This window comes from Devosia sp. P1_H9 (assembly GCF_056405135.1).
On sequence record NZ_JBFUCQ010000003.1, the window covers coordinates 326,491 to 350,637 of the forward strand.

Consider the following 24,147-nt stretch of genomic DNA (forward strand, 5'->3'; position numbering starts at 1 on the left):
GGCTTCTCGGCTAAGGTCCGGCCCCGAACATCCGGAATCGTTTCATGCATCTCGTTCTCGTCGACGGCTCAGGCTTCATCTTCCGGGCCTTTCACGCGCTGCCGCAGCTTACGCGCAAGAGCGACAAGCTGCCGGTGGGGTCGGTGATCGGCTTCTGCAACATGATCTGGAAGCTCACCGAGGACCTGTCGGGCGAGGACAAGCCGACGCATATGGCGGTGATCTTCGACTATTCGTCGAAGACTTTCCGCGATGAGATTTATGCCGAGTACAAGCAGCAGCGGCCGCCGGCGCCGGAGGAACTCGTCCCGCAGTTTCCGCTTACGCGTGCTGCGACAAGGGCTTACGGGCTGCCCTCGATCGAGATGGAGGGGTATGAGGCCGACGACATCATTGCCACCTACACCGCGATGGCGCGCGACATCGGCGGCAAGGTGACGATCGTTTCGTCGGACAAGGACTTGATGCAGCTGGTGGAGCCGGATGGCTCGGTGCGGCTGCTCGACACGATTCCGCGCCCCGGACAGCCGCCTTTGCGCTGGATTGGCTCGGATGAAGTGTTCGCAAAGTTCGGCGTTGGACCGGAGAAGGTCATAGAAGTCCAGGCGCTTTGCGGCGATGCGGTGGACAATGTCCCCGGCGTCCCCGGCATCGGGGTGAAGACCGCGGCCGAGCTGATCAACACCTATGGCGACATCGAGACGCTGCTCGCCAACACGGCGCAGATCAAGCAGCCGAAGCGCCGCGAGGCGCTGGAGCAGAACGCCGATCTCGCCCGCATCTCGAAGCGCCTCGTCACGCTCAACCGCGAGACCCCGGTTGAGCTGCCGCTCGAGGACCTGGTGCGCCAGCCGGTCGAGCCCGGAAAACTCTTCCCGTTCCTCAAGGCGATGGAGTTCTTCGCCATCTCGAAGCGCCTCGGAGTGCTGCTCGATGCCGATCCCGAGGCCTGGCCGGCCGACCCGGAGCTGGCGGCCAAGCCCGCCGAGCCGGTGGGCTTCGACAACACCGCCCGGGCCGAAGCGCGCGCCGCGCGGCAATCGGCCGAGGGCCGCGCCGATTCCGCCCCGGTGCTGCATGCCAAGCTCGAGCACGAAAAGATCAAGGCGATCCCGCTCGATCATTCGAAATACGAGATCATCCGCGACGCCGCGCACCTCTCGCGCTGGATCGATGACGCCTATGCCACCGGCATCGTCGCCACTGACACCGAGACCACCGGGCTCGACAACCAGACCGCCGATCTCGTCGGCATCTCGTTCTCCACCGCCCCTGGCAACGGCGCCTACCTGCCGCTAGGCCACACCGAAGGCCACGGCGACATTTTCGGCGGCGGCATGGCCGAGGGGCAGATGGACCTCCGCGCCGCGCTCGAGCAGCTGAAGCCGCTCTTCGCCGATCGCTCGATCCTCAAGCTCTTTCACAACGTCAAATACGACCTCGGCATCCTCAATCGCTACGGCATCGAGGTGCGCTCGTTCGACGACAACCTGCTGCTCAGCTATTCGCTCGATGGCCCGCAGTTCAACACCATGGGCGAGCTCAGCGATCACTGGCTCGGCCTCGCCGGCATGTCGATCAAGGAGCTGCTCGGCACCGGCAAGACGCAGAAGACCTTCGCGCAGGTGTCGATCGAGGACGCGGCGAAATATGCCGCCGAGGATGCCGATCTCACCTTCCGGCTGTGGAAGGTTCTGAAGCCGCGCCTCGTCGCCGAGAACATGACCAGCCTCTACGAGACCATCGAGCGGCCGCTGGCGCCGGTGCTGGCCCGCATGGAAGGCCGCGGCATCACCGTCGACCGGCAGATCCTTTCCCGCCTCTCCGGCGATTTCGCCCAGCGCGCCGCGGCGCTAGAAGCCGAGGCCTATGAGCTGGCCGGTTCCAACTTCAACCTCGGCTCCCCCAAGCAGCTCGGCGAAATCCTGTTCGACCGCATGGGCCTGCCCGGGGGCACCAAGACCAAGACCGGCGCCTGGTCGACCGGCGCTGATGTCCTCGAGGAGTTGGCGACGCAGGGCATTCCGCTCGCCCGCACCATCGTCGACTGGCGCCAGCTGACCAAGCTGATGGGCACCTATACCGATGCGCTGCCCACCTACATCAACCCGCGCACCGGCCGCGTCCACACCACCTATTCGCAGCACTCGGTGCTCACCGGGCGGCTCAGCTCGAACGATCCGAACCTGCAGAACATCCCGGTGCGTACCGAGGATGGCCGGAAGATCCGCACCGCCTTCGTCGCGCCCAAGGGCAAGATCCTGATCAGCGCCGACTATTCGCAGATCGAGCTGCGCGTCCTCGCCCACATCGCAGATATCCAGGCGCTCAAGGATGCGTTCGAGGAGGGCCTCGACATTCACGCCATGACGGCGTCCGAAATGTTCGGCGTGCCGGTCGAGGGCATGCCGAGCGAAATCCGCCGCCGCGCCAAGGCGATCAATTTCGGCATCATCTACGGCATCTCGGCCTTCGGCCTTGCCAACCAGCTGGGCATCGAGCGCTCCGAGGCCGGCGAGTACATCAAGACCTATTTCGCCCGCTTCCCCGGCATCCAGGACTACATGGCCGAGCAGCGCCGCAAGGTGAAAGCCGACGGCTATGTGGAGACCATCTTCGGGCGCAAGGTGAACTTCCCCAACGCCAACTCATCGCACCCGGCCGAGCGCAGTTTCGTCGAGCGCGCCTCGATCAACGCCCCGATCCAGGGCTCCGCCGCCGATATCATCCGCCGCGCCATGATCCGCATGGAACCGGCGCTGCTGGCCGCCGGCGTCGACGCCACCATGCTGCTGCAGGTCCACGACGAACTGATCTTCGAGGTGGACGAGGGCAAAGAGGACGGCGCCATCCCGGTGATCGTCAAGACGATGGAAATGGCGAGCGAACCGGCGGTGCGGCTGAGCGTGCCCATCAAGGTGGACGCGGCTGCGGCACGGGATTGGGACGGGGCGCATTAGATGGAGATAGCGACACTGATACCCGCTGCAATCGGCGCGGTGTTCGGGTCGCTGGGCTGGCTGTTCGTCGGCCTCTATATCCAGCGCGCGCAGTTCCGCCGCAGCGCCCGCAACGCCACGCGGGCGGTCACCATCGAGCTCGAGATGAACCGGCTCAACATCGCCATGGCGCGCGACTATGGTGCCTACCAGCCGCTGAGCCGCAGCACGTTCGAGCGGCTCCTCCCCGAGCTCGCCACCTGGCTCAGCGCCACCGACCTGCGCCTCGTCGCCGCCGCCTATATGGGCCATGCCGGGTACGAGCAGGCCCGGTCCGCGCCAGACCTGCCCGCCCCGATGCGGCACGAGGCGCTTTCTGCTATCCTTGGGGCGCAGGATGCCGCGCTTGCCCGGCTCGGGCAGCTCGCCTTCAGCCGGGCCGAACGGCAGACCACTGCGCCACTCGCCGCCAGCGAAAGCGGCGGGACCGAGGAGCGCTGACAGGGTCAGGGGAGCCCGCCATGACCGTTTTCGACCACGAAGCCCTGGTGCGGCGCTTCGCCAAGGCGATGAACACCGCCGACCGGGAGCTGATGGCCACGGCCATCACCCCCGACTACGTCACCGACTGGCCGCAATCGGGCGAGCGCGTGCACGGCTTCGACAATCTGTGGGCCATCGTTACGAACTACCCCGACGCCGGCGGCCGGGTCGCCAACGATCTCGACAGCGTCCGCACGCATCCCGCCTCGGGCATGAAGCTGATGGCCCCCAGCTTCACCTTCGTCGCCGTCGAGGGCGCCGGCAACACCGGCACCTTCACGCTGAAAGTGCGCTACCCCGACGGCTCCGACTGGTGGGTGGTCTCGCTCTACCGCCTCCGGGACGAGCGCATGGCCTCAGCCACGACATTCTTCGCGCCGGTATTCCCGGCGCCGGAATGGCGGGCAAAGTGGGTGGAGCGGGTGTGAGGCGGGCGGCCAGGTCCCGCGCCTAGCGTGCCTTCTTCGCCTTGGGCTTCGGCATCGGCAGGGCACCGGTGGTCACGCGCACCAGTTCGGCCATCCAGTCCGCATCGTCCCAGCGCTCCCCGGCAATCCGGAAGCTTGGCCTGGCGCCGGCATAGGCCGGCTGCTCGTCCACCGCGTCAAGGAGGAAGGCCCGGCCCTCCGGCGTCGGCTTGAGGTAGAACTGGTCGTCACAGACCAGCGCAACGATCTTGCCGTCGCAGTAGAGCCCGTATTCACCGAACATCTTGCGGGCCGAGACGGAGCCGGCGTCGGCGATCTGCTCGAGGATGTAGTCGATGGTGGATTGCTGCGATGACATTGTCCCTACCCAGTACAATCTTCCCTGCTAGCGGTAGTCTAATGTGGTGGGTACGCGGATTGCATGGCTACCAGCCCACCTCTACACTGACTTGAAAAGGGGTGGGCACCATGAGCGAGTCCTCATACTTATCCGTGCTAGATGAGTTTGTTGACCTCGCGGCCGTTGGTGACATCGCCACGATTGAACAGCAACTGGCCAGCCATAGCAGCACAAAATTAGGTGAAATGTGCGTGGCGTTATGGGCCTCGCTACCCCGACCCATTAAGAGCGATGCTCCGCACAGATTTGTCGCCAACTCTGCGTTGTCCGGCCTACCATACCCCTGCAGTGGCTTTGACTGCCGTGCCGAAAATCTCTCCCAAGCGGCTGCGTTTGCCGCCATCTACGCGTCTGAGATTGTTCTGTTTAATCCATTCCGACGACTTGTCAGCTCGCCACCAAATAAATCGGGACAAGCCTCGCGCCGGATGTACCTCCGGGAGGTGTCGTTTCATGTCGCCGAACTGCTATTGTTGCGGCCTCTTATAGATAGAGGCATGTGCACGTTCGTCGACGAGCAAACTCATAATTTCTGCCGCGATTGCTTTAACAGAGCTTTGGACATCTTGATCTCTGGGCAATCTGATGGAATTCCACGTCGCGACATGTATTTTGATCTGATGTCGCACTACGCCGACAGCGTTCAGGTGCATTTTAGTTCATACATGCGTAGCCGCGGTCATTTCGTTTTGAGAGGTCCGATCGACCTCATTCCTCACGAGGAGACGAATTTCTACATCGCCAAGAAGCACGTGCCATTCGAGCTCGAGAGCGACCGGGTACTTTCGCGTGATGAGGTTTTGACCCTAGGAATAGCTGGGCCGTTCTCGCACTACACAACAAGTGACCTGGTTAAGTCGAGCTCCGTGACGTCAGAGTTTGGGGTTGGAAATGTGATCGCGTCAACGCAACACATGAGCATACTTCGTCGCCATTTTGGAGACAGCACGTTCAGCAAGTCCGTAGATGTGGAGTACCCCCTCATTTCTGGGGCAAAACTGGATGACGTTATCTCATTTCGCGAGGAAGAGTGGCATCACCTCCACGACTTTAGAACAACTGTTGAGGAAGGTCTGAAGTCGGGACTTAATGTGAACGACGCCCTAATGGCCTCTAGTGCTAATATCAGTCGGATATTGGCCAAAAGTGCTCGTACATTCAAGATTGATCTGGTCAAAGAAGTAGCGCTAGCAGCCGTTGGGATAACGGCCACAATAGCAACATCCGGCGTCTCCAACCTAGTAGCACTAGCGTTTGGAGCCCTTAGTGGCGGCCATTTGGCAACGAACGTAGTACCAAAGCTTGTTGAACGGGCGACTGAGCCTGAAGATATCAGAGCGGAGAAGAGTTACTATGCCTGGAAGGTCTCGCGCAAACTGAGCCACTAACCTCGGTCCGTCACTTCATAACTGATGGGGGGGGTCGCTCACCGCTCTGACGGCATCCATCCCCGCCCCCCACACGTTACCCCTGCTCCAACAACCAAGGAGCAAACCCATGTCGAACCTTTCCGGTATTCGCGAGCACATGGAAGTCATCGGCGCCGATGGGGTACATGTGGGGATTGTCGACCGGGTCGTGGATGGGCGGATCAAGCTCACCAAGGCCGAGGCGCCCGGCGGCAGCCATGAGGGGCATCACCACTATGTGCCCGGCATCCTCGTCGCCGCCATCGAGGGCGACAAGGTGCGGCTATCGGCCGATGCGTCGAATGCCGAGCTGTTCGAGGAAGAAGAGGACGGCAAGACGCGGCACTGAGGCGCTGCCGGACTAATCCCACCCACCGGCCGTCACCCCGGCGAAAAGCCGGGGCCCACTGCTCGGAACGTCAGGCCGGTGCGCGCCATCCGGTCTTTCGCTGCTAGGTGCGGCAGTTCCAGTGCGTGGACGGTTCAGTGCACTGGGTCCCGGCTTTCGCCGGGATGACGGCCGGTGTTGATGGCCCACCAATCCCCCCACCCAAAGCCTCCATTATCCTCCGTGGTCCCCATCACCGAGGATAAGCCATGCCTGAAACCACGCCGTTCCCCCCACCGTACCGCCGGCGCCGGCCGCGTCGGGCGCAGCGTCTCGCGCCCTCCCCGCGGCTGCGCCGGCGCCTCGACTTTGCCATCAAGGAACTCGAGCACTGGATCGTGGAGCTCTACGCCCCGGACCGCCGGCGCAAGCTGCTCGAACTGGAAGACCCGGCCAAGATCGCCGCCGCCCTCCAACTCGCCCGCCGCGCCGCCACCCGCGAAACCCGCACCGACTGGTTTCCGTCCTGGCCGACGGACACGCAGATCAGCAACCACGACGCCGAGCCAGTGGTGAAGCGGGCCTACAAGACGCTGCAGGTGATCAAGGAGATGTACGAGATGCGCGGGGCGAAGTGAGGCAGGCGGCCCAAACTCGATCCCATCTCCCCCCTTGCAGGGGAGAATGGAATTTCTCGGGCTTAGCCCTTCGCTAAGCCTTAGAAATTCCAAGAGGGGGTGCGCGGAGCCAGGGTGTCGAGGATGCCCCGCCTTCCAGCCCCACCTCCAGAGCGTGTGGCCACCCCCACCCTTGATCCCTCCCCACAAGGGGGAGGGAGACGACTGAGCCATCGGCTCTCGCACCTCCCTCCCCCTTGTGGGGAGGGTAGCGCAGCTAGGCGAAGCCGTAGCGAAGCTGGGTGGGGGTGGCCACAACCACAACAGCAATGTCTTCAATGCACTGTGAGAAATCCGTCGAAACTAATCCCCGCCCTCTCCACCCATGCGATCCTCCCCTCCGTCACCCACACGGGCGCGGTCGCGTACGGACGGTCGGTGGGGCGATTTCGGTGCTGGGGAAGCCGTTCCCTGGCGGCCGCGGCTACGGGCACCCGTCCACCGTTTCCGGGCTAGCACCCGGCGTGCGAACGCTTCCTCATGGCCCCCGCAAAAACTCCGAACAGTTCCGGCGTGGCGACGGCCTTCATATTGCGGACTACCCGCGTGGTCGAAGCCACGCCGGAACCGCCCGACTACCCGAGCACCCCGGAGCCGAGAGGCGGTCGGGCGCTTCGGTTCGCCGTGATCGTCTCGTTACGAACGCTTCCGTAGGTGGATTTTCCCTCGAACCCCGCTTCCGTTCGGCGATCGGCCATGCCATTGCAATCGCATACTGAATTCTGTTTTCCTGGGGCTTCAATGAACACCATCATCCGGCTTTTCGCCGTCGGCGCGTCGGCGCTGGCCATCACCTCGGCCGCCTCCGCTGCCGATCTCATCATCGATACCCCGGTGGAAGCCGGCGTGGTCCAGGCCAGCGGCAACTGGGACGGCGCCTTCATCGGCGTGTTCGGTGGCTATGCCTGGGGCGAGCTTGATGCCGGTCCGGCTCCCTTCTCGTTTCCCGAGCCGGCCGGCTCGCTGCTCGGCGTCAACGCCGGCGCCAACTTCACGCTGGAGAACGGTATCGTGCTGGGCGTCGTTGGCGATATCGCCTGGGCCGACATCACCGATACGGTCATGCCCTTTCCGCCGTTTACCCTCAGCTCGACCATCGACTGGGTTGGTTCTGTTCGCGGCCGGGTCGGCTTCGATGGCGGCGCCTTCCTGCCCTACCTGACGGCGGGCGTGGCCTTCGCTCACAATACCTTGGCTGCCACGAGCCTAATTGGGCCGTCGGAGGTTGACGCCACCCATGTCGGCTGGACCGTCGGCGCCGGCGTCGAGTTCGCCGCCACCGAGAACCTCTCGGTCGACCTGCTCTACCGCTACAGCGACTACGGCGACGCCAGCTATGAGGCCGGCCCTGAGATAGGCCTAACCGCCCATCAAGTCACCGTCGGGCTCAACTGGGGCTTCTGATCCCCGGCCAGCAACGGGCATTCGCGGGCGGCTTCGGCCGCCCGCTGTCGTTTCCGGCTACCAAAGGTTCCGGCCGTCGATCACCGAAACCGGCAGCGACGTCATGAGCTCGTAGTCGTCGAGGATCTTGAGGTTGATGGCGAACTTGCGCCCGGTGGGCATCTGGTCGGAGTTCAGCGACTCCATCGTGTAGTCGGGCGAGATGCCGTGCGTGGTGCAGCCGCAATTGCTGCAGAAGAAATGCTCGTTGAAGCCGTTCGGGGCATAGCGGCCGGGGTGGTTGGCGTGGACGATCCTGATGTCCTCGGGCCGGTAATATGCCCAGAGCCCGCCCGATTTGGTGCACCAGCTGCAGGTGCACTGGGTGGCCTCGGTCGGCGGGTGGGGCAGCTCGATCCGGGTGGCGCCGCAGTGGCAGGTGGCTTGGGTGGTCATCGGGGTCTCCTTGGTTGGTGACCCCGATGTGGCTGACGGATGCTGACAGAGCGTGTCAGGAGTGGGTTCAGCACCACTCGCGCTGCGCCCCGCCCCAGCGATGCGCCAGGCCCTCGGTCACCAGCTGCGCGCCGAGCGAGGCGCCGTTGCGGGTGACGATGCGGAGCTTGCGGCCATATTTGTCCTCGTCGCGATCGGCGGGCTCGAGCGCGAACGGGCCGGCATTGAGCAGCGCCGCCAGCCGCGCCGTCGCCCGGTCCCCCAGTGCCTTCTCGGCCGGGCAGGCGAAATCGCGCACCTCGGGCGTATCGATGTCGGCGATGCGGTACTTCGTGCCCTCGAGCCAGAACGTGTCGCCGTCGACCACGCAGGTGCTGCGATGGCCGCTGCCGCAGACCGAGAAGCTGGCGGCGACGGCGGGGAGCGAGATCGCCGGAGCGGGAGCGAGGCGCGGCAGTTGCAGCGGCACGCTCCCCAGCACCAGGCTCGCCAGCGCGGCGCTGGTGGCGAAGGCCAGCAGCATCAGCCACAGCGTGGTCCAGCGGGCATTGCTGCGGCGCCGCGTGGGCAATGCCACCACTCGCCGCCCGAACCGCTCGACCCGCGCCATCGCCGCCCCCTGGGAATCACTGGCGGCGACGCTTCCATGTCCGCCCGACCAGCGCGGCAAGGAAACCCCGTAAGGATGAATGCGAGGTTCACGGCAAGGCAAAGGGCCGGCAGGAGAACTGCCGGCCCCTCGTGGTGGGATCCGTTGTCGGTCAGGAGGCCGGCATCTGCTGCGGCGGCTGCGGCAACTGCTGGTTGAGGAACACCGGCACCACGGCCTTCATGATCTCGACATTGGCCGGGTTGAAGAACACGCTGATGTGGCTGGTGCCGGGGAGAACCAGCAGCTGGGTCTTGGGCAGGCCCGCCATGTCGCCGTTGACGATGCCGCCCGCCGCGTTGTGGTGCTTGGCGATGTAGTCGAGCCCGACGATATCGGCGTCGCCGTAGATATAGAGCGAGGGCACGCTGATCTTGGCGAACTCAGCCGACCAGTCGAACGGGGTGAGGTCGAGCTGCTTCAGCTTCTCGACCAGGGTGGGGAAGTTCTCCGGGTGCGGGTTCAGCCGCTTGTACTCGGCCTCGAACGGGGTGCCGGCGAACATCTCGGGGGTGATCCCCTCTATCATCTTCATGAAGTCGGGGCCCATCGTTGTCTCGTCGTACTTGTAGCCGGCGGAGGCGGCGACGATGCGGGTGACCTTTTCGGGGTGATCGATGGCGAAGCGGATGGCGACCCCGCCGCCCATCGAGAAGCCGAACACGGCCGTCTTGTCGATCTTGAGCTCGTCAAGCAGCGCGGCCACGTCATCGGACATGCCTTCGTAGGTGATCGGGGTGTCGCGATCGCTGGTGTGGCCGTGGCTCTGCAGCTCGACAGCGATCACCTTGTGGTCCTTGGCGAGGGTGGGGATCATCCCGGCCCAGTTGCTGTCGATCGACATATAGGCGCCGTGCAGCAGCACGATCGGCTCACCTTCGCCATGCACCTCGTAGTACATGTCGAGGCCGTTGATCTTGGCGGTTTCGGCCCGTGCGGCGGGGCTGATGGCGGCAAAGCCAAGGGCAAGGGCGGCGGCAAGAAGGGCGGTCTTCATCATCTCTCTCCTGTTGTCGTCGGCGCGTCCACTGCGCCTTCTGACTTCACGACGAGCGGCAAAATCCGGAATCGACACGGCCGGGGAAAAAACTTCAGCGGGCGATCGAGGTTCCTCAATCCCCGCGCTTTCGGGGCGTGGTAATCTCGCCCGATGCTCGAGCACTTCGTCACAGCACAGGATCCGATCTACCCCGACGTACTGGCCGAGCTGCGTGCCGGGCGGAAGACCACGCATTGGATGTGGTTCATCTTCCCGCAGCTCCGCGTCCTCGGCCGCAGCCCGACGGCGCTGCGGTTCGGCATTGCGGATCTGGATGAGGCGTGGGCTTTTCTGGCGCACCCGGTTCTGGGTACGCGGCTGATCGAGTGCACCGAAGCGGTCAATGGCGTCAGCGGGCGGACGGCGCACGAGATCTTCGCCTCGCCGGACGACATGAAGTTCCGCTCGTCGATGACGCTGTTCGCCCATGCGGCGGACGAGGCGACGCCGTTCCGGCGGGCGCTGGCGAAGTACTATGAGGGAATAGAGGACCCGCTGACGCTGGCCGAGCTTTAGCCCTCGGCTTCGAGCGCGGCGATCAGCTCGGTCTCGCTCTCGTAGTTGCCGAGTTCGGCGAGCGCCGTTTCCAGCATGGCGACGCGGCGCTTGATGGTGCGGTGCTGCTCGGCTTTGGCCGCCACCTGGGCGTCGAGCCGCTCGACGAAGATGTTGCGGTCCTCATCGGTGCGGCGGATGCGGCTGCGCAGGGTCTGCAGCGCGCCGATCTCGACATCGACGCGGGCCAGGGCCCGGCGAGAGTCGCCGAGGCCGGTTTCCACCGCCGCCGCCATCTGGGCAATGAAATCGACGCGCTCGAGCTTCAGGCCGGTGACGATGGCAGTGCTGACGGCGGCGTCGAACATGTCGGCGAGGATTGCCGCCACCTCGCGGCGATAGCTGGTCACCGCCTCGTCGTCGATGATGCCGGTCTCGTCGAACAGGCGGCGCGAGTCGGGATCGGAGAGCAGCCCGAAGGCTCGAACGACGATGACAAAATGCTCGGGATCGCCGCCGCGGTCGGGGTGGGCGACCTGCACCTTGCGGCGGTAGGCCTGCTTGATGTCGGCGGCGCGAGCGGCTCTGCCGACGCCCAGCACGTCATAGGGATCGAACGCGGTCATCGCTGGGCTCATAGCAGGTCGGCGGCGGCGGTTGAAGCCAAGGGTAGCGGTCCGGGTGAAATCTGCCTATATCCCCCGATATGTCTCCCACCGTTCCGATTTCGCCGCTCAAGCCCTTCTCCGCCATCGTATTCGACATGGATGGCACGTTGCTCGACACCGAAATGGTGTTCAAGCAGATCGTCTGGGATGTCAGCGCCGATCTCGGCTTCGAAATGACCGACGGCATCCATCATGCGATGGTCGGCTCGAGCCACGAGACCACCAATCGCCTGCTCGTCGAAGCCTATGGCGTCAGCTTCCCCTACTCGATCTTCGATGAGAAGTGCCGGGTGTTGATGAAGCAGAAGATGAGCGAAGTGGTGCCGGTGAAGGCCGGGGTGCACGAACTGCTCGCCGAGCTCAAGGCGCGGCGCATTCCCGCCGCGGTCGCCACCTCCTCGCGGGCACCGCATGCGCTCGGGCACCTGGGCGGCGCCGGCATTCTCTCGATGTTCGAGGCGGTGGTGACGCGCGACGACGTGATCAACCCCAAGCCGCACCCCGAGCCTTACCTCCTGGCGGCGGGACGGCTTAGCGTCGATCCGTCGCTCTGCATCGCGGTCGAAGACTCGCATACGGGGGTACGCGCGGCACACGCCGCCGGCATGCAGACCATCATGGTGCCCGACATCGTCGCGCCGTCCGACGAGATCAGCGCGCTCTGCGTCGCAGTGATGCACAGTCTTCACGAGTTGCGCGCCGCCGCCTTCACGGCAGCCTGACCGGCCTCCAAAGTCCAGCTGGAATCGATCGACTAATCCTCGCGCCCCGCAGGGCGTGAGAGACTGTGTCGTTCGGGCAACGATTCGGATCGATTAACTTTTATCGACTTCCGCAAGCCTGGCTTAGCCGTCTCCAAAACCCATTAAAATCAGGGCTTTCGCCCCTGTCCGAGAGGCATTAACCTCAAATTAGGAACCTAAGATTCATGGTTAAGTAACTGTAAATTCTGGGTTCCATCGTTGTCCAAGCTCGGCTAGGGTCCGGGCTTGGGTAACTAACCAAGCTGGGCTGCCTCGGGGGCGGCATCGGGGGAAGGTAGGCGGATTGCGAGCAGGGTCGATCGCACCAGCGATGCGTGCAATTACGCATGCATTGGCGTTCGCCGCAGCAGCACTCGTGCTGCTCGTGACTTTTGCTCCGTCGTCTGCTGAAGAACTCTCCATCGACACTGTGGTTCCCGCTGCTTTCACCCAGGCAGTGTCCCTGAAGCGCGAAGAATTCCAGGCCAGCACCCAGCCGCAGCTCACCAACGAAGTGCTGCAGGCTTATGTTTCCCGCAAACAGCAGCTCGACAATTTCGAAGGCTTCGACGTTCCGGCCCCGAAGGCGGAACTGACCGAAGCCATGCTGATGGGCTACATCGCCAAGCGGCAGAACCAGGCGCTCGATGCGATCGAGAGCGTCGATTTCTCGAACAAGCCGGCCCTCACCGCTTCGGTACTCACCAACTACGTGCAGGCCGATTTCGTGCCGACTACTAAACGGGTGAAACTGGCCGAGGGCGAAAAGCTCTGCCTCGCCCAGGCGATCTATCACGAGGCGCGCGGCGAGAGCCGTGATGGGCAGCTTGCGGTCGCCAACGTCATCATCAACCGGGCGATGAGCAAGAAGTACCCATCGACGATCTGTGGCGTGGTGTTCCAGAACGCCGACAAGGGTCGCTACAAGTGCCAGTTCACTTTCGCCTGCGACGGCCGCTCCGACATGGGCCGTGAGCGCTCGGCATGGAACCGCTCGATCAAGATGGCCGAGGACGCGTTCTACGAATTCCAGCGCGGCGAGCGCCCGGGCGTGGTGCCGAACTCGGCGCTGTTCTACCACACCAAGGCAGTGGCCCCGAACTGGTCCCACACCTTCCACCGCGTCGCCGCCATCGGCTCGCACGTGTTTTATTCGAAGAACTGAAACCTAGCGGTTTCCGGATGAATGGCCCCTGAACGGGGCCTTTTTCATTTGTGGGGGTGCGATCAACGCGCCACCCTGGCGGTCACTTCGAGCCGTGCGATCCATCCCGACCACCGCCGTCGTCCCCGCGAAGGCGGGGATCCAGTGGGATGCTGCAACGCAGGCGGTTGCTGAGATTTCCCACTGGGTTCCCGCCTTCGCGGGAATGACGCCGTGGGTTGGGAACAGTGCGGCGCGTATCGCCGCCCCCAAAAAACATCCCCGCTTACGCGGGGACCGTCATGCTCAGCCGACTCGTACCGCCCTACTCCGCCGCGACCTGCACCGTCTCGAACTTCCGATAGTTCGTCGCGAACAGGTCCTGCAGCTTGGTCGCCGCCGCGTCGTACGCCGCCACGTCGGCCCAGTTGGCGCGGGGGTCCAGCGCCCTTGGCGTGACGCCGTCGACGCGCAGCGGGACCTGCATGCCGAACAGCGGTTCCACCCGCATCTCGGCGCTCTCGAGTTCACCCAACAGCGCCGCATCCAGCAGCCGGCGGGTGGTGGCGATGTCGATGCGCTTGCCGACGCCATAGCCACCGCCGGTCCAGCCGGTGTTGAGCAGGTAGATGCGGGCGCCGGTGGCCTCGAGCCGCTGCTCCAGCAGGCGGCCGTAGACCGTGGGGTGGAGCGGCATGAACGGCGCGCCGAAGCAGGCGGAGAAGGTCGCGACCGGCTCCGTGACGCCACGCTCGGTGCCGGCGACCTTGGCCGTGTAGCCCGAGAGGAAGTGGAATACCGCCTGCTCGGGCGTGAGTTTGGCAATCGGCGGCAGCACGCCGAAGGCGTCGGCGGTAAGGAACACCACGGTGCGCGGTTTGCCGCCGACGCCGCCTTTGGCGACGGCCGGGAGGGTCTCCAGCGGATAGGCGGCGCGGGTATTTTCGGTCAGCGAGATGTCGTCGTAGAGCGGCACTAGCGCGTCATCGAGCTTCAAATTCTCGAGCACGGTGCCGAAGCGCTGCGTTGCCATGTGGATCTGCGGCTCGGCCGTTGGGCTGAGCTTGACAGTCTTGGCGTAGCAGCCGCCCTCGAGGTTGAACACGCCATCGGGGGTCCAGCCGTGCTCGTCGTCGCCGATGAGCAGGCGCTCGCGGTCGTTCGAGAGCGTCGTCTTGCCGGTGCCCGAGAGGCCGAAGAACAGCGCCACGTCGCCATCGGGACCGATATTGGCCGAGCAGTGCATCGGCATCGTATCGGCGAACGGTGCGTGGAAGTTGAACAGGGAGAACACCGACTTCTTGATCTCGCCGGCATAGGCGGTGCCGGCGATCAGGACGAGCTTGCGCGCCATGTCCAGCGCAATCACCGTGCCGGTGCGACTGCCGTGGCGGGCCGGATCGGCGGTGAAGCTGGGGAGATGGAGGATGGTGACATCGGTCACTCCGCCCGCCGTTTCCGGGCGGATCAGCAGGTTGCGGATGAACAGCGCGTGCCAGGCCGTCTCGGTGACGACGCTGATGCGCATCTGGTGGCGCTCGTCGGCGCCGGCGAGCAGGTGCTGGCCGTGGAGGGTCCGCCCGTCGGTCGCGGCGATCATATCGGCGAGCAACCGCTCGAAGTGCTCGGGCGCCATCGGCTGGTTGTTGTCCCACCAGACCTGATGCTCGGTCGCGGCGTCGCGGACGATGAACTTGTCCTTCACCGAACGGCCGGTGAAGACACCTGTGGTGACGGCGAGCGCACCGCCGGCAGCGAGCCGCCCTTCGCCACTGGCAAGCGCGGTTTCCACCAAAGTGGGGGGCAGTTCGTCCCACCGGACATGCGCCAAGGCGCCGATCCGGGTTGCGAGCTCTACGTGAATTTGATGGCCCATGGCCGTTACCCTCGGTCTGGAATGACCATGAGTTACGGCCTTGTAGACCCCGCCGCCCATCCGGAAATCCGGCTTAAGACGGAAGTCCTGCGACTTCGGTTGAGTGCGGCATGCTGGCATTCATTGGCTGAACGCCTTATTTATGCGCAATTGTGGCAGTCAATGCTCGCCACAATTCGGGGTGCGAGAGCCACTCGCCCGCCGTGATTTGGATGAAAGGGAGCTCAATGCCCAAGATCGCACTGGTGGACGACGACCGTAACATTCTGACTTCGGTGTCGCTGACGCTCGAGGCCGAAGGCTATCAGGTCGCCACCTATACCGATGGGGCTTCGGGTCTCGAGGGATTGACGGCCGACCGGCCCGACCTCGCCATCCTCGATATCAAGATGCCTCGCATGGACGGCATGGAGCTGCTGCGCCGGCTGCGCCAGAAGTCCGATGTGCCGGTGATCTTCCTCACCTCGAAGGACGAGGAGATCGACGAACTGTTCGGCCTCAAGATGGGCGCCGACGACTTCATCACCAAGCCGTTCAGCCAGCGCCTGCTGGTTGAGCGGGTCAAATCGGTGCTCCGCCGGGCCGCGCCGCGCGACCCCTCTGCAGCGCCGGGCACTCCGGGCAGCGAGGCGGCACCCAGCAAGGCGCTTATCGAGCGCGGTTCGCTGGTAATGGACGAAGAGCGCCATACCTGCACCTGGAAGGGCCAGCGCGTGACGCTGACCGTCACCGAGTTTCTCATCCTCCAGGCCCTGGCGCTGCGCCCCGGCGTGGTCAAGTCGCGCAACGCGCTGATGGATGCGGCCTATGACGACCAGGTCTATGTCGACGATCGCACCATCGACAGCCACATCAAGCGGCTGAGGAAGAAGTTCAAGGCGGTTGACGACGATTTCGAGATGATCGAAACCCTCTACGGCGTAGGCTACCGCTTCAAGGAGCAGTAAGAGGACAATTGGCCGTCACCGAAGAGGAGTTGCCGGGTCCGAGGCCCGCATCCGCGGAGGTCGGCATCATGCCGAAGCTCAACCGGATCGCCGGAGCCGTCGGTACGTTCGTGCTCGCTGCGATCAAGCAGATCCAGCGCCTGTTGGCGCTGACGATCTTTTCGAGCCTCGCCCGCCGCATCATCGTGCTCAATCTCGCCGGCCTCGCCGTGCTGGTGATCGGCATCCTGTTCCTCAACCAATGGCGCACCGGGCTGATCGAAGCGCGGGTGCAGAGCCTGCGCGTCCAGGGCGAAATCATCGCCGCGGCGATCGCGGCTTCGGCTACCGTCGATAGCGACGTCATCACCGTCAATCCGGACCGGCTGATCGAGCTGCAGGGCAGCGAGGTAGTCTCGCCGCTGAGCTTCTTCGACCCCAGCCTCGAATTCCCGGTCAATCCCGAGCGCGTTGCGCCGCTGCTCCGTAACCTCGTCACCCCGACCCGGACGCGGGCCCGCATCTACGACCAGCAGGGCCTGTTGATCCTCGACAGCGCCAATCTCTATGCGCGCGGCGAAGTGCTGCGGCAGATCAAGCCGGCGGATAGCGGCACGTTCTTCCTGCTCGACTGGTGGAACGCGCTGGTCGACTGGCTGCCGGGCGACGACTATCCGCAATACCAGGAGTTCGGGGCCGACGAAGGCACCCGCTATCCCGAGGTTTCGGCAGCGCTCGGCGGCGCCGCGACCGCGATCGTCCGCGTCGATGCCAAGCGCCAGCTGGTGGTGTCGGTGGCGGTGCCGATCCAGCGGGTGCGCGCCAATGTCGGCGTGCTGCTGCTCTCCACCCAGCCCGGCGACATCGACCAGATCGCCACGGCGGAACGCTGGGGGATCCTGCGCATCGCGCTGGTCGCCGGTGGCGTGACCATCATCCTGTCGCTGCTGCTCGCAGGCACCATTGCCGGGCCGCTGCGCCGGCTGGCCGGAGCCGCCGAACAGGTGCACTCGACGGTCACCAGCCGCACCGAGATCCCGGATTTCTCCGACCGTACCGACGAGGTCGGGCACCTCAGCAAGGCGCTGCGCTCGATGACTTCGGCGCTCTATAACCGCATCGAGGCGATCGAACGCTTCGCCGCCGACGTGGCGCATGAGCTGAAGAACCCGCTGACGTCGCTGCGCTCCGCGGTCGAAACCCTGCCGCGAGCCCGCCGCGCCGAGGATCGCGAACGGCTCAACGCCATCATCCAGCACGACGTGCGCCGCCTCGACCGGCTGATCTCCGATATCTCCAACGCCAGCCGGCTCGATGCCGAACTGGCGCGGCAGAGCGCCGAGCGGGTGGATGTCGCCCAGTTGGCCGACGCCATGGTGTCGATCCAGAAGGACGTGGCGGCCAACCGCAAGGTTGATGTCGTGCTGGAAAAGCATGTCAGCCGCTACGTGCCGGTGGTGCTCGGCCATGACAGCCGGCTGGCCCAGGTAATCAACAACCTGATCGACAACGCCGTGTCGTTCTCGCCCGAGGGCGGCAAGGTGCTGGTGAACGTGTCGACCAACGAGGACACCATCACCATCGTCGTCACCGACGAGGGGCCGGGCATCCGCGGCGATATCAGCCGGATCTTCCAGCGGTTCTACACCGACCGCCCGGACGGCGAGCATTTCGGCGATCACTCCGGGCTCGGCCTCGCCATCTCCAAGCAGATCGTCGAGGCGCATGCCGGCAGCATTACCGCGGCCAATCGCGACGATCGCAGCGGCGCCAAGTTCACCGTCAAGCTGAGGCGCGCAGCGGCCGAGAAGCGCCGGTGACTGCCACCCACAATATCCACGCGACCGGACTGGTGCTGGGTGGCATCGGCCTGATCCTTCGCGGCCCGCCCGGCGCCGGCAAGTCACTGCTGGCACTCGCCTTGCTCGACCAGTGGGACGCCCGAGGACTCGAAGCGACACTGGTGTCGGACGACCGCGTCGAGATCGTTACCGGCAATGACCGGCTTCGCATGCGACCGGCGCCGAACATCGAAGGGCTGATCGAGCTGCGCGGCCGCGGCATCGTCAAGCGCCCCTTCGTCGAAGAGGCGCCGCTGCACCTTGTCATCGACCTGGTCGAGACGCTGGAACGCATGCTCGAGGACGATGCGCTGGTCACCGAGCTGTTCGGCGTCACCCTGCCCCGGGCACCGGTTCCACGGGCCGGCGTGATCGATACGTGGCACCAGTTGCTGCTGATCGGGGAGGCAATCCGGGAGCTCGGTTCACAGCCGCGAGTGGCGCGACAAAAAACCACTTGAATCAGGCTCGCCATGGGGCAAGACTCCCGCTTCCTCTGGGAGCCCTAGTTGCCCGGCCGGAACCTGCGAGACTTTGGGGATATTGCATGATCGGCATGGTTCTGGTGACGCACGGGGCGCTCGCCGTTGAGTTCAAGTCCGCCCTCGAGCACGTCGTCGGCCCGCAGGAGATGGTGGAAACCATCGCCATCGGCCCCGATGACGACATGGAAGAGCGGCGCAACGACATTCTCAGATGCGTCGATGCCGCCGACCAGGGCCAGGGCGTCGTGATCCTCACCGACATGTTCGGCGGCACCCCATCCAACCTCGCCATCTCGATCATGCAGCAGCGCGAAGTCGAGGTGATCGCCGGGGTCAACCTGCCCATGCTGGTAAAGCTCGCCCGCGTCCGCGCCGACCTCGAAATCAAGCAGGCGGTAAAGGAAGCCGCAGAAGCGGGCCGGAAATACATCAACGTGGCCAGCGAGACGCTTGGCGGTTAAGCCGAAATCCGGCATCTTAGCGTCATGGATACCGCAGCTGGTTCGGATCGGGCACTCGCGCAGCAATTGACCATCGTCAATCGCAAGGGCCTGCATGCGCGGGCGTCGGCCCGGTTCGTACGCACCGCCGAGTGCTTCGATGCCGAGATAAAGGTGGTTCGCGACGGGCAGGCGGTTTCGGGCAACTCGATCATGGGCCTGATGATGCTGGGCGCCGGGCCCGGTTCCACCATCCTCGTGCAAGCCACCGGCAAGCAGGCCCGCGAGGCGCTCGATGCCATCACCACGCTGGTGAACAACGGCTTCGACGAAGATTCGGACGGCGCCGCGGCGTAAAGGCCGGTTTATCCCCCTGATACCATCTCGCCCTATGGTGGGAACGCCCGGGCAGATCGGCCCGTTGCGCAGTCGTGTCGAGACCGGTCGGAGAACCAGATGCGCAGAACGCTTGCCCTGCTCGGCGGCCTCGTGGTTGGGGCCGGGCTCAGCCAGTTCCCCGAGTATGCCCAGCAATACACGCAGCGTCTCGGCGGGGCGGTCGATGAACTGAGGATCATCACCGAGGATTTCGACAAGGCTGCAAAGGAAGCAGGCCTTGGTCGCGACGAGGCGATCGATAGGTTCTCGAAGACCGGCGACGGCTTTATCGCGGCACGCGGCGAGTCGATGGCGCGCACCTTCAAGCGCTACGAGGAGCTGTCCGCCACCCTCGCCGAGGTGCGCGGCGCGGCCGGCTGGGAGCGCTTCACCAAGCTGCCCGAGTATCTCGACAGCGAGATCGGCGGCCGTGCGCTCAGGGACTACAAGCCCGCGGTGCCGGTGACGATCGAAGGTTTCGCCTATGCCGGCGCCGGCTTTCTAATCGGCTATGCCGCGCTTTCGGCTTTGGTCGGCTTCCTGATGCTGCCGTTCAGGCGGCGGCGCATCCGCTATGTCGAACGGCGAGGGACATAAAGCTTTCTTTATATCCCGGTTGATAGCGCCCGCTGCCTTCAGTATAAGGCCCCAACACCAGCGATAAGACGGAGAGGGCCGATGGCCAGCAACAACGACTACGTGGTCACCGACATCGGCCTCGCCGACTACGGCCGCAAGGAAATCGGCATGGCCGAGATCGAAATGCCCGGCCTGATGGCGATCCGCGAGGAATATGCCGCGAAGCAGCCGCTGAAGGGCGCCCGCATCGCCGGCTCGCTCCACATGACGATCCAGACCGCGGTGCTGATCGAGACGCTGAAGGCGCTCGGCGCCGACGTGCGCTGGGTCAGCTGCAACATCTTTTCGACCCAGGATCACGCCGCCGCGGCGATTGCCGCCGCCGGCATCTCGGTGTTCGCCAAGAAGGGCGAGAGCCTCGAGGAATACTGGGACTACACGGACCGCATGATGGAATGGCCGGGCGGCCAGACCCCCAACATGATCCTCGACGATGGCGGCGATGCCACCATGCTGGTGCTGACCGGCGCCAAGGCCGAGACCGATCCGTCGGTGCTGAACAATCCGCATTCCGAGGAAGAGGAAATCTTCTTCGCGCTGATCAAGAAGCGCCTGGCCCAGGATCCGAAGTTCTACTCGAAGATCCGCGCCAACATCCGCGGCGTTTCCGAGGAGACCACCACGGGCGTGATGCGGCTCTACCAGCTACAGCAGAAGGGCGAGCTGCCGTTCCCGGCGATCAACGTCAACGACAGCGTCACCAAGTCGAAGTTCGACAACAAGTACGGCACCCGTGAATCGCTGGTCGACGCGATCCGTCGCGGCACCGACGTGATGCTCGCCGGCAAGGTTGCGATCGTTTGCGGCTATGGCGATGTGGGCAAGGGCTCGGCGCAGTCGCTGCGCGGCGCCGGCGCTCGTGTTCTGGTCACCGAAGTCGATCCGATCTGCGCGCTGCAGGCGGCGATGGACGGCTACGAAGTCGTGACGCTCGAGGATGCGGCTCACCGCGCCGACATCGTCGTCACCGCCACGGGGAACAAGGACGTCGTCAGCCTCGACGACATCCGCAACCTCAAGGACATGGCGATCGTCTGCAACATCGGCCACTTCGACAACGAGATCCAGGTTGCAGAGCTGCGCAACTTCAAGTGGACCAACGTGAAGCCGCAGGTCGACATCGTCGAGCTCGCGCCCGGCAAGCGCATCGTGCTGCTGTCGGAAGGCCGGCTGGTCAATCTCGGCAATGCCACCGGCCACCCGAGCTTCGTGATGAGCGCCTCGTTCGCCAACCAGACGCTGGCGCAGATCGAGCTGTGGACCAATGGCGACAAGCTGACCAAGGCCGTGCACGTCTTGCCTAAGCATCTCGACGAGAAAGTCGCGGAGCTGCACCTCGCCAAGCTCGGCGCCAAGCTGACCAAGCTGTCGAAGCCGCAGGCGGAGTATATTGGCGTCAGCCCGACCGGCCCGTTCAAGTCCGAGCAGTACCGCTACTGATCCGCGGCATCATTGCTGACCTTCCAAAGGGCGCCCTCGTGGCGCCCTTTTCGTTACCCGGCAAAATAATCCGCCCAAATCACCGCCGCGTTAACGAAGCGTTCACTGTTCGGACTCGGGTCAACTCCCAATCTCGGGGCATTCCCCGCTGTTCACATACAATTAGACTCTTTTTGCGCGATTCCGACCCCGGTAAGGTCTGGTGATTCGGCGGTTACGCGTTTTTGACCAGCCGGACACGCGGCGAATCAGTGGGGCTCGGCGCGGCAAGCAAGTGCGGTGTTCGCCGTCCGCTTCGGACGGCGATGAGCAGCAAATCGGTTAGGGGCAGTATATGGCGCCGGATAGGGTCCGGAACGATTGGGGATTCGCAGGTCTATCAGCGAGTCTGGTAACCCTTTTGAGCGCGTCGCCTGCCCTTGCCCAGGGCATTTCCGCCAACAACGTGATGGGCGCTGCGCCCGTCGCCATCGCACTCGGGGCCGGCGCCTTCGCGCTGATCGCCATGGCGCTGGTGCGCCGCATGCTGCACGACAACCGCTCGGCCCGGCACCGCGCCGCCGAACAGATCGCCAGCCTTCGCGCCCGGGTGGACGAATACGAGGCGCTGCTCTCCGGCGGCCGCGAGATCATCGTGTTGTGGGCCAGCGCCGGCGAGGGTCCGCGCTTCCTCGGCCAGGCTTCGGCCCTGCTGCCGCCCGGCCGCCGCGCCGAAGCTGTGCTCGATTTCGGCTCCTGGCTCGGCGAGGCCGATGCCGAGCGGGTGGCCCGCTCGATCGAGAACCTGCGGGTTGGCGGTCGCGGGTTCGAACTGACACTGAAGGCGCATGATGGCCGCACCGTCCGCGCCTCCGGCTCGCTGCTCGGCAACGGCGCTGCGCTGCGGCTGCGGCCAGCGGTGACGCAGCCCTCCGGTGAACTCATCCCGGCTGCCGCTCCCGCCGTGGCGCAGACGACTACCGATTACGCCACTGCCCGCACCGTCCTCGCCAGCCTCGGCAAGCCGGCGTTCCTCCGCGACGGGACCGGTCGCCTGGTGTTCGCCAATGCCGCCTATCACGACCTCGCCCGGGCCCTCGGTCGCAAGACCAGCGAGAGCCAGCCGGCCGAGCTGGTCGATTACGGCCTGCTGCAGCGCAACCGCGCGGTGCTGGGCGATGCCCGCAAGCCGCAGAGCACCATGGTGACGCTGGGCGAGATCGGCGATTTCGAGGTCGTCGACTTCCCGGTCAATGGCGGCTCCGCCGGGTACCTGCATGCCCGGCAGGACAGTGCGCCGCGCGATGCGGGGCTGTCGCACCTTTCGGCAATCATCGACGCGCTGGCGACGCCGATCGCGATCTTCAACACCAATCGCGAACTGGTGCAGTTCAACCGCGCCTATTGCACGCTGTGGGACATCGACCCCACTTGGCTAAAGCTCGGCATGGACGAGCGCGCCATCCTCGACAAGCTGCGCACCGACGGCAAACTGCCGAACGAGCCGGACTACCAGGGCTGGCGGGCACGGCACCTGGCGTCGTACCAGCTGCGGGTCCCGAAAGAGCTTGAGGCCTGGCACCTGCCCGATGGCCGCACCGTACAGGTGATCGCCGCGCCGGCCGGCCCGAAGGGCGGGGTGATCTATGTCTTCGAGGACATCACCGACCAGCTGAACCTGAAGAGCCAGCACAAGGTGGTGCTGGATGTGCAGCGCTCGACGCTGAATGCGCTGAGCGAGGCAGTGGCGGTGTTCGGCACCAATGGCCGGCTGACACTCAGCAACCCGAAGCTGTCGACGTTGTGGAAGCTGCCAGCGAACCTGCTCAGCGAGACGCCGCATATCGACCAGATCGCCGAAGCCGCGTCGCGGGCGCTGCCGGATGACGGAGCGACGATCTGGCGCGACCTGAAGCGCTCGATCATCGACCTCAACCCGACCCGGTCGGACCGGCAGGGCCGGATCACCCGGGCCGACGGCAAGCTGATCGATTACGCCGTGGTGCGGCTGCCCGACGGGCAGACGATGATGACCTTCCTCGATGTGACCGAGAGCGCCAACTACCAGCGGGTGCTGAAGGAGCGCAACGACGCGCTGATCACGGCCGACCGACTGAAGGACGCGTTCGTGCAGAACGTCTCGTACGAACTGCGCTCGCCGCTGACCAACATCATTGGTTTTGCGGACCTGCTCGCCTCCGGTACGGCCGGTGAGCTCAACGACAAGCAGCGCAGCTACACCGATTTCATTCGTGCCTCGAGCGCGACGCTGGGCGTCTTGATCGACAATATCCTCGATCTCGCGACGGTCGATGCCGGCATCGCCCAGCTGCAACCCGAGCTGCAGGAAGTCGCCCTGCTGGTCGACAAGGCGCGCGCTGGTCTTGCCGCCACCTTCCCCGATATCGATGGCGAGCCGTCGCTCAACCTCAAGGTGGTGATCGAGCCCGACCTGCCGCCGTTCAACGCCGACGGCACGCGCATCGTCAACGTGCTCTACAACCTCTTATCGAACGCGGCCCGCTTCTCCGAGCCGGGCGGCGAGGTAAAGCTCACGGTCAGCGGCCGCACCGGGCGCATCCAGTTCATCGTCGAGGATGAAGGTGCGCCGATGAGCGAGGAAATGCGCCTGGCGCTGCTCGATCGCAACGACGCACTCGCGGGTGCGGCGCGGCAGCGCGGGGCTGGGCTGGGGCTCTCGATCGTCCGCGCCTTCGTCAACCTCCATGGCGGCACCATCAATGTCGAGCGGCGTGAGCCGCGCGGCACAAGAGTGGTGGTCAGCCTCCCGAGCGACGCGGCGATGGTCGGCGCGGCCGAGTAGGCCTTTACGTCCGGCGCC

The 24,147-nt window shown here is 64.8% G+C and carries 24 protein-coding genes; 18 read left to right on the forward strand and 6 right to left on the reverse strand.

Annotation, left to right across the window (positions count from 1 at the left end):
- The first annotated feature begins 44 nt into the window (after nucleotides 1-44).
- The 3 genes from polA to AC1DYL_RS07660 are packed head-to-tail and all read left to right on the forward strand — an operon-like array spanning nucleotide 45 to nucleotide 3,910.
- Nucleotides 45-2,960 (forward strand): DNA polymerase I, encoded by a 2,916-nt coding sequence (gene polA, locus AC1DYL_RS07650; protein WP_477172673.1) that lies wholly within the window; start codon nucleotides 45-47, stop codon nucleotides 2,958-2,960.
- A complete protein-coding gene (locus AC1DYL_RS07655; RefSeq protein ID WP_477172674.1) occupies nucleotides 2,961-3,440 on the forward strand; it encodes a hypothetical protein in 480 nt (159 codons plus the stop codon).
- 20 nt (nucleotides 3,441-3,460) lie between these two features.
- Nucleotides 3,461-3,910, forward strand: a complete 450-nt coding sequence (locus AC1DYL_RS07660; RefSeq protein ID WP_477172675.1) for a nuclear transport factor 2 family protein — start codon at nucleotides 3,461-3,463, stop codon at nucleotides 3,908-3,910.
- 22 nt (nucleotides 3,911-3,932) lie between these two features.
- Here AC1DYL_RS07660 and AC1DYL_RS07665 read toward each other — a convergent pair whose 3' ends face one another.
- Complete coding sequence (locus AC1DYL_RS07665; RefSeq protein ID WP_477172676.1) at nucleotides 3,933-4,268, reverse strand: TfoX/Sxy family protein; 336 nt, start codon at nucleotides 4,266-4,268, stop codon at nucleotides 3,933-3,935.
- 110 nt (nucleotides 4,269-4,378) lie between these two features.
- Here AC1DYL_RS07665 and AC1DYL_RS07670 point away from each other — a divergent pair, with 110 nt between their 5' ends.
- The 4 genes from AC1DYL_RS07670 (at nucleotide 4,379) to AC1DYL_RS07685 (ending at nucleotide 8,128) form a co-directional block, all read left to right on the forward strand.
- Nucleotides 4,379-5,698 (forward strand): hypothetical protein, encoded by a 1,320-nt coding sequence (locus AC1DYL_RS07670; protein WP_477172677.1) that lies wholly within the window; start codon nucleotides 4,379-4,381, stop codon nucleotides 5,696-5,698.
- 109 nt (nucleotides 5,699-5,807) lie between these two features.
- On the forward strand, nucleotides 5,808-6,068 hold the full coding sequence (locus AC1DYL_RS07675) for a DUF2171 domain-containing protein (RefSeq protein WP_477172678.1): 261 nt from the start codon (nucleotides 5,808-5,810) through the stop codon (nucleotides 6,066-6,068).
- 248 nt (nucleotides 6,069-6,316) lie between these two features.
- On the forward strand, nucleotides 6,317-6,685 hold the full coding sequence (locus AC1DYL_RS07680; protein ID WP_477172679.1) for a hypothetical protein: 369 nt from the start codon (nucleotides 6,317-6,319) through the stop codon (nucleotides 6,683-6,685).
- Nucleotides 6,686-7,465: 780 nt separating this feature from the next.
- Nucleotides 7,466-8,128: an outer membrane protein gene (locus AC1DYL_RS07685; RefSeq protein ID WP_477172680.1), complete on the forward strand. Its 663-nt coding sequence runs from the start codon at nucleotides 7,466-7,468 to the stop codon at nucleotides 8,126-8,128.
- Between the two features lie 57 nt (nucleotides 8,129-8,185).
- Here the strand turns inward: AC1DYL_RS07685 and AC1DYL_RS07690 are convergent, their stop codons facing one another.
- The 3 genes from AC1DYL_RS07690 to AC1DYL_RS07700 all read right to left on the reverse strand — a co-directional run bounded on the left by AC1DYL_RS07690 (nucleotide 8,186) and on the right by AC1DYL_RS07700 (nucleotide 10,209).
- The gene (locus AC1DYL_RS07690; RefSeq protein WP_477172681.1) at nucleotides 8,186-8,563 is read right to left on the reverse strand and encodes a GFA family protein; all 378 of its coding nucleotides are present in this window, start codon (nucleotides 8,561-8,563) and stop codon (nucleotides 8,186-8,188) included.
- A gap of 67 nt (nucleotides 8,564-8,630) precedes the next feature.
- Nucleotides 8,631-9,173 (reverse strand): thermonuclease family protein, encoded by a 543-nt coding sequence (locus tag AC1DYL_RS07695; protein WP_477172682.1) that lies wholly within the window; start codon nucleotides 9,171-9,173, stop codon nucleotides 8,631-8,633.
- Nucleotides 9,174-9,324: 151 nt separating this feature from the next.
- The gene (locus AC1DYL_RS07700) at nucleotides 9,325-10,209 is read right to left on the reverse strand and encodes an alpha/beta fold hydrolase (protein ID WP_477172683.1); all 885 of its coding nucleotides are present in this window, start codon (nucleotides 10,207-10,209) and stop codon (nucleotides 9,325-9,327) included.
- A 153-nt stretch (nucleotides 10,210-10,362) separates the two neighbouring features.
- On the opposite strand from AC1DYL_RS07700, the gene AC1DYL_RS07705 reads away from it, so the two are divergent.
- Complete coding sequence (locus AC1DYL_RS07705; protein WP_477172684.1) at nucleotides 10,363-10,767, forward strand: DUF1810 domain-containing protein; 405 nt, start codon at nucleotides 10,363-10,365, stop codon at nucleotides 10,765-10,767.
- On the opposite strand, the gene AC1DYL_RS07710 is transcribed toward AC1DYL_RS07705, so the two are convergent.
- The gene (locus AC1DYL_RS07710; protein ID WP_477172685.1) at nucleotides 10,764-11,372 is read right to left on the reverse strand and encodes a J domain-containing protein; all 609 of its coding nucleotides are present in this window, start codon (nucleotides 11,370-11,372) and stop codon (nucleotides 10,764-10,766) included. The two genes, AC1DYL_RS07705 and AC1DYL_RS07710, sit on opposite strands and share 4 nt — an antisense overlap.
- An 80-nt stretch (nucleotides 11,373-11,452) precedes the next feature.
- Here AC1DYL_RS07710 and AC1DYL_RS07715 point away from each other — a divergent pair, with 80 nt between their 5' ends.
- Nucleotides 11,453-12,136, forward strand: coding sequence for an HAD family hydrolase (locus tag AC1DYL_RS07715; RefSeq protein WP_477172686.1), 684 nt, complete (start codon nucleotides 11,453-11,455; stop codon nucleotides 12,134-12,136).
- Nucleotides 12,137-12,488: 352 nt separating this feature from the next.
- A complete protein-coding gene (locus AC1DYL_RS07720; protein WP_477172687.1) occupies nucleotides 12,489-13,322 on the forward strand; it encodes a cell wall hydrolase in 834 nt (277 codons plus the stop codon).
- Between the two features lie 304 nt (nucleotides 13,323-13,626).
- Here AC1DYL_RS07720 and pckA read toward each other — a convergent pair whose 3' ends face one another.
- Nucleotides 13,627-15,177 carry a phosphoenolpyruvate carboxykinase (ATP) gene (gene pckA / locus AC1DYL_RS07725; protein ID WP_477172688.1) on the reverse strand — a complete coding sequence of 517 codons (1,551 nt, stop codon included), beginning with the start codon at nucleotides 15,175-15,177 and terminating at the stop codon, nucleotides 13,627-13,629.
- A 227-nt stretch (nucleotides 15,178-15,404) separates the two neighbouring features.
- Here pckA and AC1DYL_RS07730 point away from each other — a divergent pair, with 227 nt between their 5' ends.
- The 8 genes from AC1DYL_RS07730 to AC1DYL_RS07765 all read left to right on the forward strand — a co-directional run bounded on the left by AC1DYL_RS07730 (nucleotide 15,405) and on the right by AC1DYL_RS07765 (nucleotide 24,129).
- Nucleotides 15,405-16,124 carry a response regulator transcription factor gene (locus AC1DYL_RS07730; protein WP_423065225.1) on the forward strand — a complete coding sequence of 240 codons (720 nt, stop codon included), beginning with the start codon at nucleotides 15,405-15,407 and terminating at the stop codon, nucleotides 16,122-16,124.
- Between the two features lie 68 nt (nucleotides 16,125-16,192).
- Nucleotides 16,193-17,923, forward strand: coding sequence for a stimulus-sensing domain-containing protein (locus AC1DYL_RS07735; protein WP_477151550.1), 1,731 nt, complete (start codon nucleotides 16,193-16,195; stop codon nucleotides 17,921-17,923).
- Nucleotides 17,920-18,405: an HPr kinase/phosphorylase gene (locus tag AC1DYL_RS07740; protein WP_477172689.1), complete on the forward strand. Its 486-nt coding sequence runs from the start codon at nucleotides 17,920-17,922 to the stop codon at nucleotides 18,403-18,405. The genes AC1DYL_RS07735 and AC1DYL_RS07740 overlap by 4 nt, the downstream gene beginning before the upstream one ends.
- Nucleotides 18,406-18,491: 86 nt before the next feature.
- Nucleotides 18,492-18,890 carry a PTS sugar transporter subunit IIA gene (locus AC1DYL_RS07745; RefSeq protein ID WP_477151548.1) on the forward strand — a complete coding sequence of 133 codons (399 nt, stop codon included), beginning with the start codon at nucleotides 18,492-18,494 and terminating at the stop codon, nucleotides 18,888-18,890.
- 24 nt (nucleotides 18,891-18,914) lie between these two features.
- Nucleotides 18,915-19,226 carry an HPr family phosphocarrier protein gene (locus tag AC1DYL_RS07750; protein ID WP_477151547.1) on the forward strand — a complete coding sequence of 104 codons (312 nt, stop codon included), beginning with the start codon at nucleotides 18,915-18,917 and terminating at the stop codon, nucleotides 19,224-19,226.
- A gap of 99 nt (nucleotides 19,227-19,325) precedes the next feature.
- The gene (locus tag AC1DYL_RS07755) at nucleotides 19,326-19,844 is read left to right on the forward strand and encodes a DUF2937 family protein (protein ID WP_477172690.1); all 519 of its coding nucleotides are present in this window, start codon (nucleotides 19,326-19,328) and stop codon (nucleotides 19,842-19,844) included.
- Between the two features lie 81 nt (nucleotides 19,845-19,925).
- On the forward strand, nucleotides 19,926-21,326 hold the full coding sequence (gene ahcY / locus AC1DYL_RS07760; protein ID WP_477172691.1) for an adenosylhomocysteinase: 1,401 nt from the start codon (nucleotides 19,926-19,928) through the stop codon (nucleotides 21,324-21,326).
- Between the two features lie 400 nt (nucleotides 21,327-21,726).
- Nucleotides 21,727-24,129, forward strand: a complete 2,403-nt coding sequence (locus AC1DYL_RS07765; protein WP_477172692.1) for a PAS-domain containing protein — start codon at nucleotides 21,727-21,729, stop codon at nucleotides 24,127-24,129.
- Nucleotides 24,130-24,147 lie beyond the last annotated feature (18 nt).

Coding starts and splice junctions, on each gene's coding strand:
- polA (WP_477172673.1), top strand. CDS start 45: ATGCATCTCGTTCTCGTCGACGGCTCAGGCTTCATCTTCCGGGCCTTT.
- ahcY (WP_477172691.1), top strand. CDS start 19,926: ATGGCCAGCAACAACGACTACGTGGTCACCGACATCGGCCTCGCCGAC.
- pckA (WP_477172688.1), bottom strand. CDS start 15,177: ATGGGCCATCAAATTCACGTAGAGCTCGCAACCCGGATCGGCGCCTTG.
- AC1DYL_RS07750 (WP_477151547.1), top strand. CDS start 18,915: ATGGATACCGCAGCTGGTTCGGATCGGGCACTCGCGCAGCAATTGACC.
- AC1DYL_RS07655 (WP_477172674.1), top strand. CDS start 2,961: ATGGAGATAGCGACACTGATACCCGCTGCAATCGGCGCGGTGTTCGGG.
- AC1DYL_RS07730 (WP_423065225.1), top strand. CDS start 15,405: ATGCCCAAGATCGCACTGGTGGACGACGACCGTAACATTCTGACTTCG.
- AC1DYL_RS07690 (WP_477172681.1), bottom strand. CDS start 8,563: ATGACCACCCAAGCCACCTGCCACTGCGGCGCCACCCGGATCGAGCTG.
- AC1DYL_RS07700 (WP_477172683.1), bottom strand. CDS start 10,209: ATGAAGACCGCCCTTCTTGCCGCCGCCCTTGCCCTTGGCTTTGCCGCC.
- AC1DYL_RS07660 (WP_477172675.1), top strand. CDS start 3,461: ATGACCGTTTTCGACCACGAAGCCCTGGTGCGGCGCTTCGCCAAGGCG.
- AC1DYL_RS07745 (WP_477151548.1), top strand. CDS start 18,492: ATGATCGGCATGGTTCTGGTGACGCACGGGGCGCTCGCCGTTGAGTTC.
- AC1DYL_RS07665 (WP_477172676.1), bottom strand. CDS start 4,268: ATGTCATCGCAGCAATCCACCATCGACTACATCCTCGAGCAGATCGCC.
- AC1DYL_RS07680 (WP_477172679.1), top strand. CDS start 6,317: ATGCCTGAAACCACGCCGTTCCCCCCACCGTACCGCCGGCGCCGGCCG.
- AC1DYL_RS07695 (WP_477172682.1), bottom strand. CDS start 9,173: ATGGCGCGGGTCGAGCGGTTCGGGCGGCGAGTGGTGGCATTGCCCACG.
- AC1DYL_RS07755 (WP_477172690.1), top strand. CDS start 19,326: ATGCGCAGAACGCTTGCCCTGCTCGGCGGCCTCGTGGTTGGGGCCGGG.
- AC1DYL_RS07675 (WP_477172678.1), top strand. CDS start 5,808: ATGTCGAACCTTTCCGGTATTCGCGAGCACATGGAAGTCATCGGCGCC.
- AC1DYL_RS07710 (WP_477172685.1), bottom strand. CDS start 11,372: ATGACCGCGTTCGATCCCTATGACGTGCTGGGCGTCGGCAGAGCCGCT.
- AC1DYL_RS07705 (WP_477172684.1), top strand. CDS start 10,363: ATGCTCGAGCACTTCGTCACAGCACAGGATCCGATCTACCCCGACGTA.
- AC1DYL_RS07735 (WP_477151550.1), top strand. CDS start 16,193: ATGCCGAAGCTCAACCGGATCGCCGGAGCCGTCGGTACGTTCGTGCTC.
- AC1DYL_RS07685 (WP_477172680.1), top strand. CDS start 7,466: ATGAACACCATCATCCGGCTTTTCGCCGTCGGCGCGTCGGCGCTGGCC.
- AC1DYL_RS07720 (WP_477172687.1), top strand. CDS start 12,489: ATGCGTGCAATTACGCATGCATTGGCGTTCGCCGCAGCAGCACTCGTG.
- AC1DYL_RS07670 (WP_477172677.1), top strand. CDS start 4,379: ATGAGCGAGTCCTCATACTTATCCGTGCTAGATGAGTTTGTTGACCTC.
- AC1DYL_RS07715 (WP_477172686.1), top strand. CDS start 11,453: ATGTCTCCCACCGTTCCGATTTCGCCGCTCAAGCCCTTCTCCGCCATC.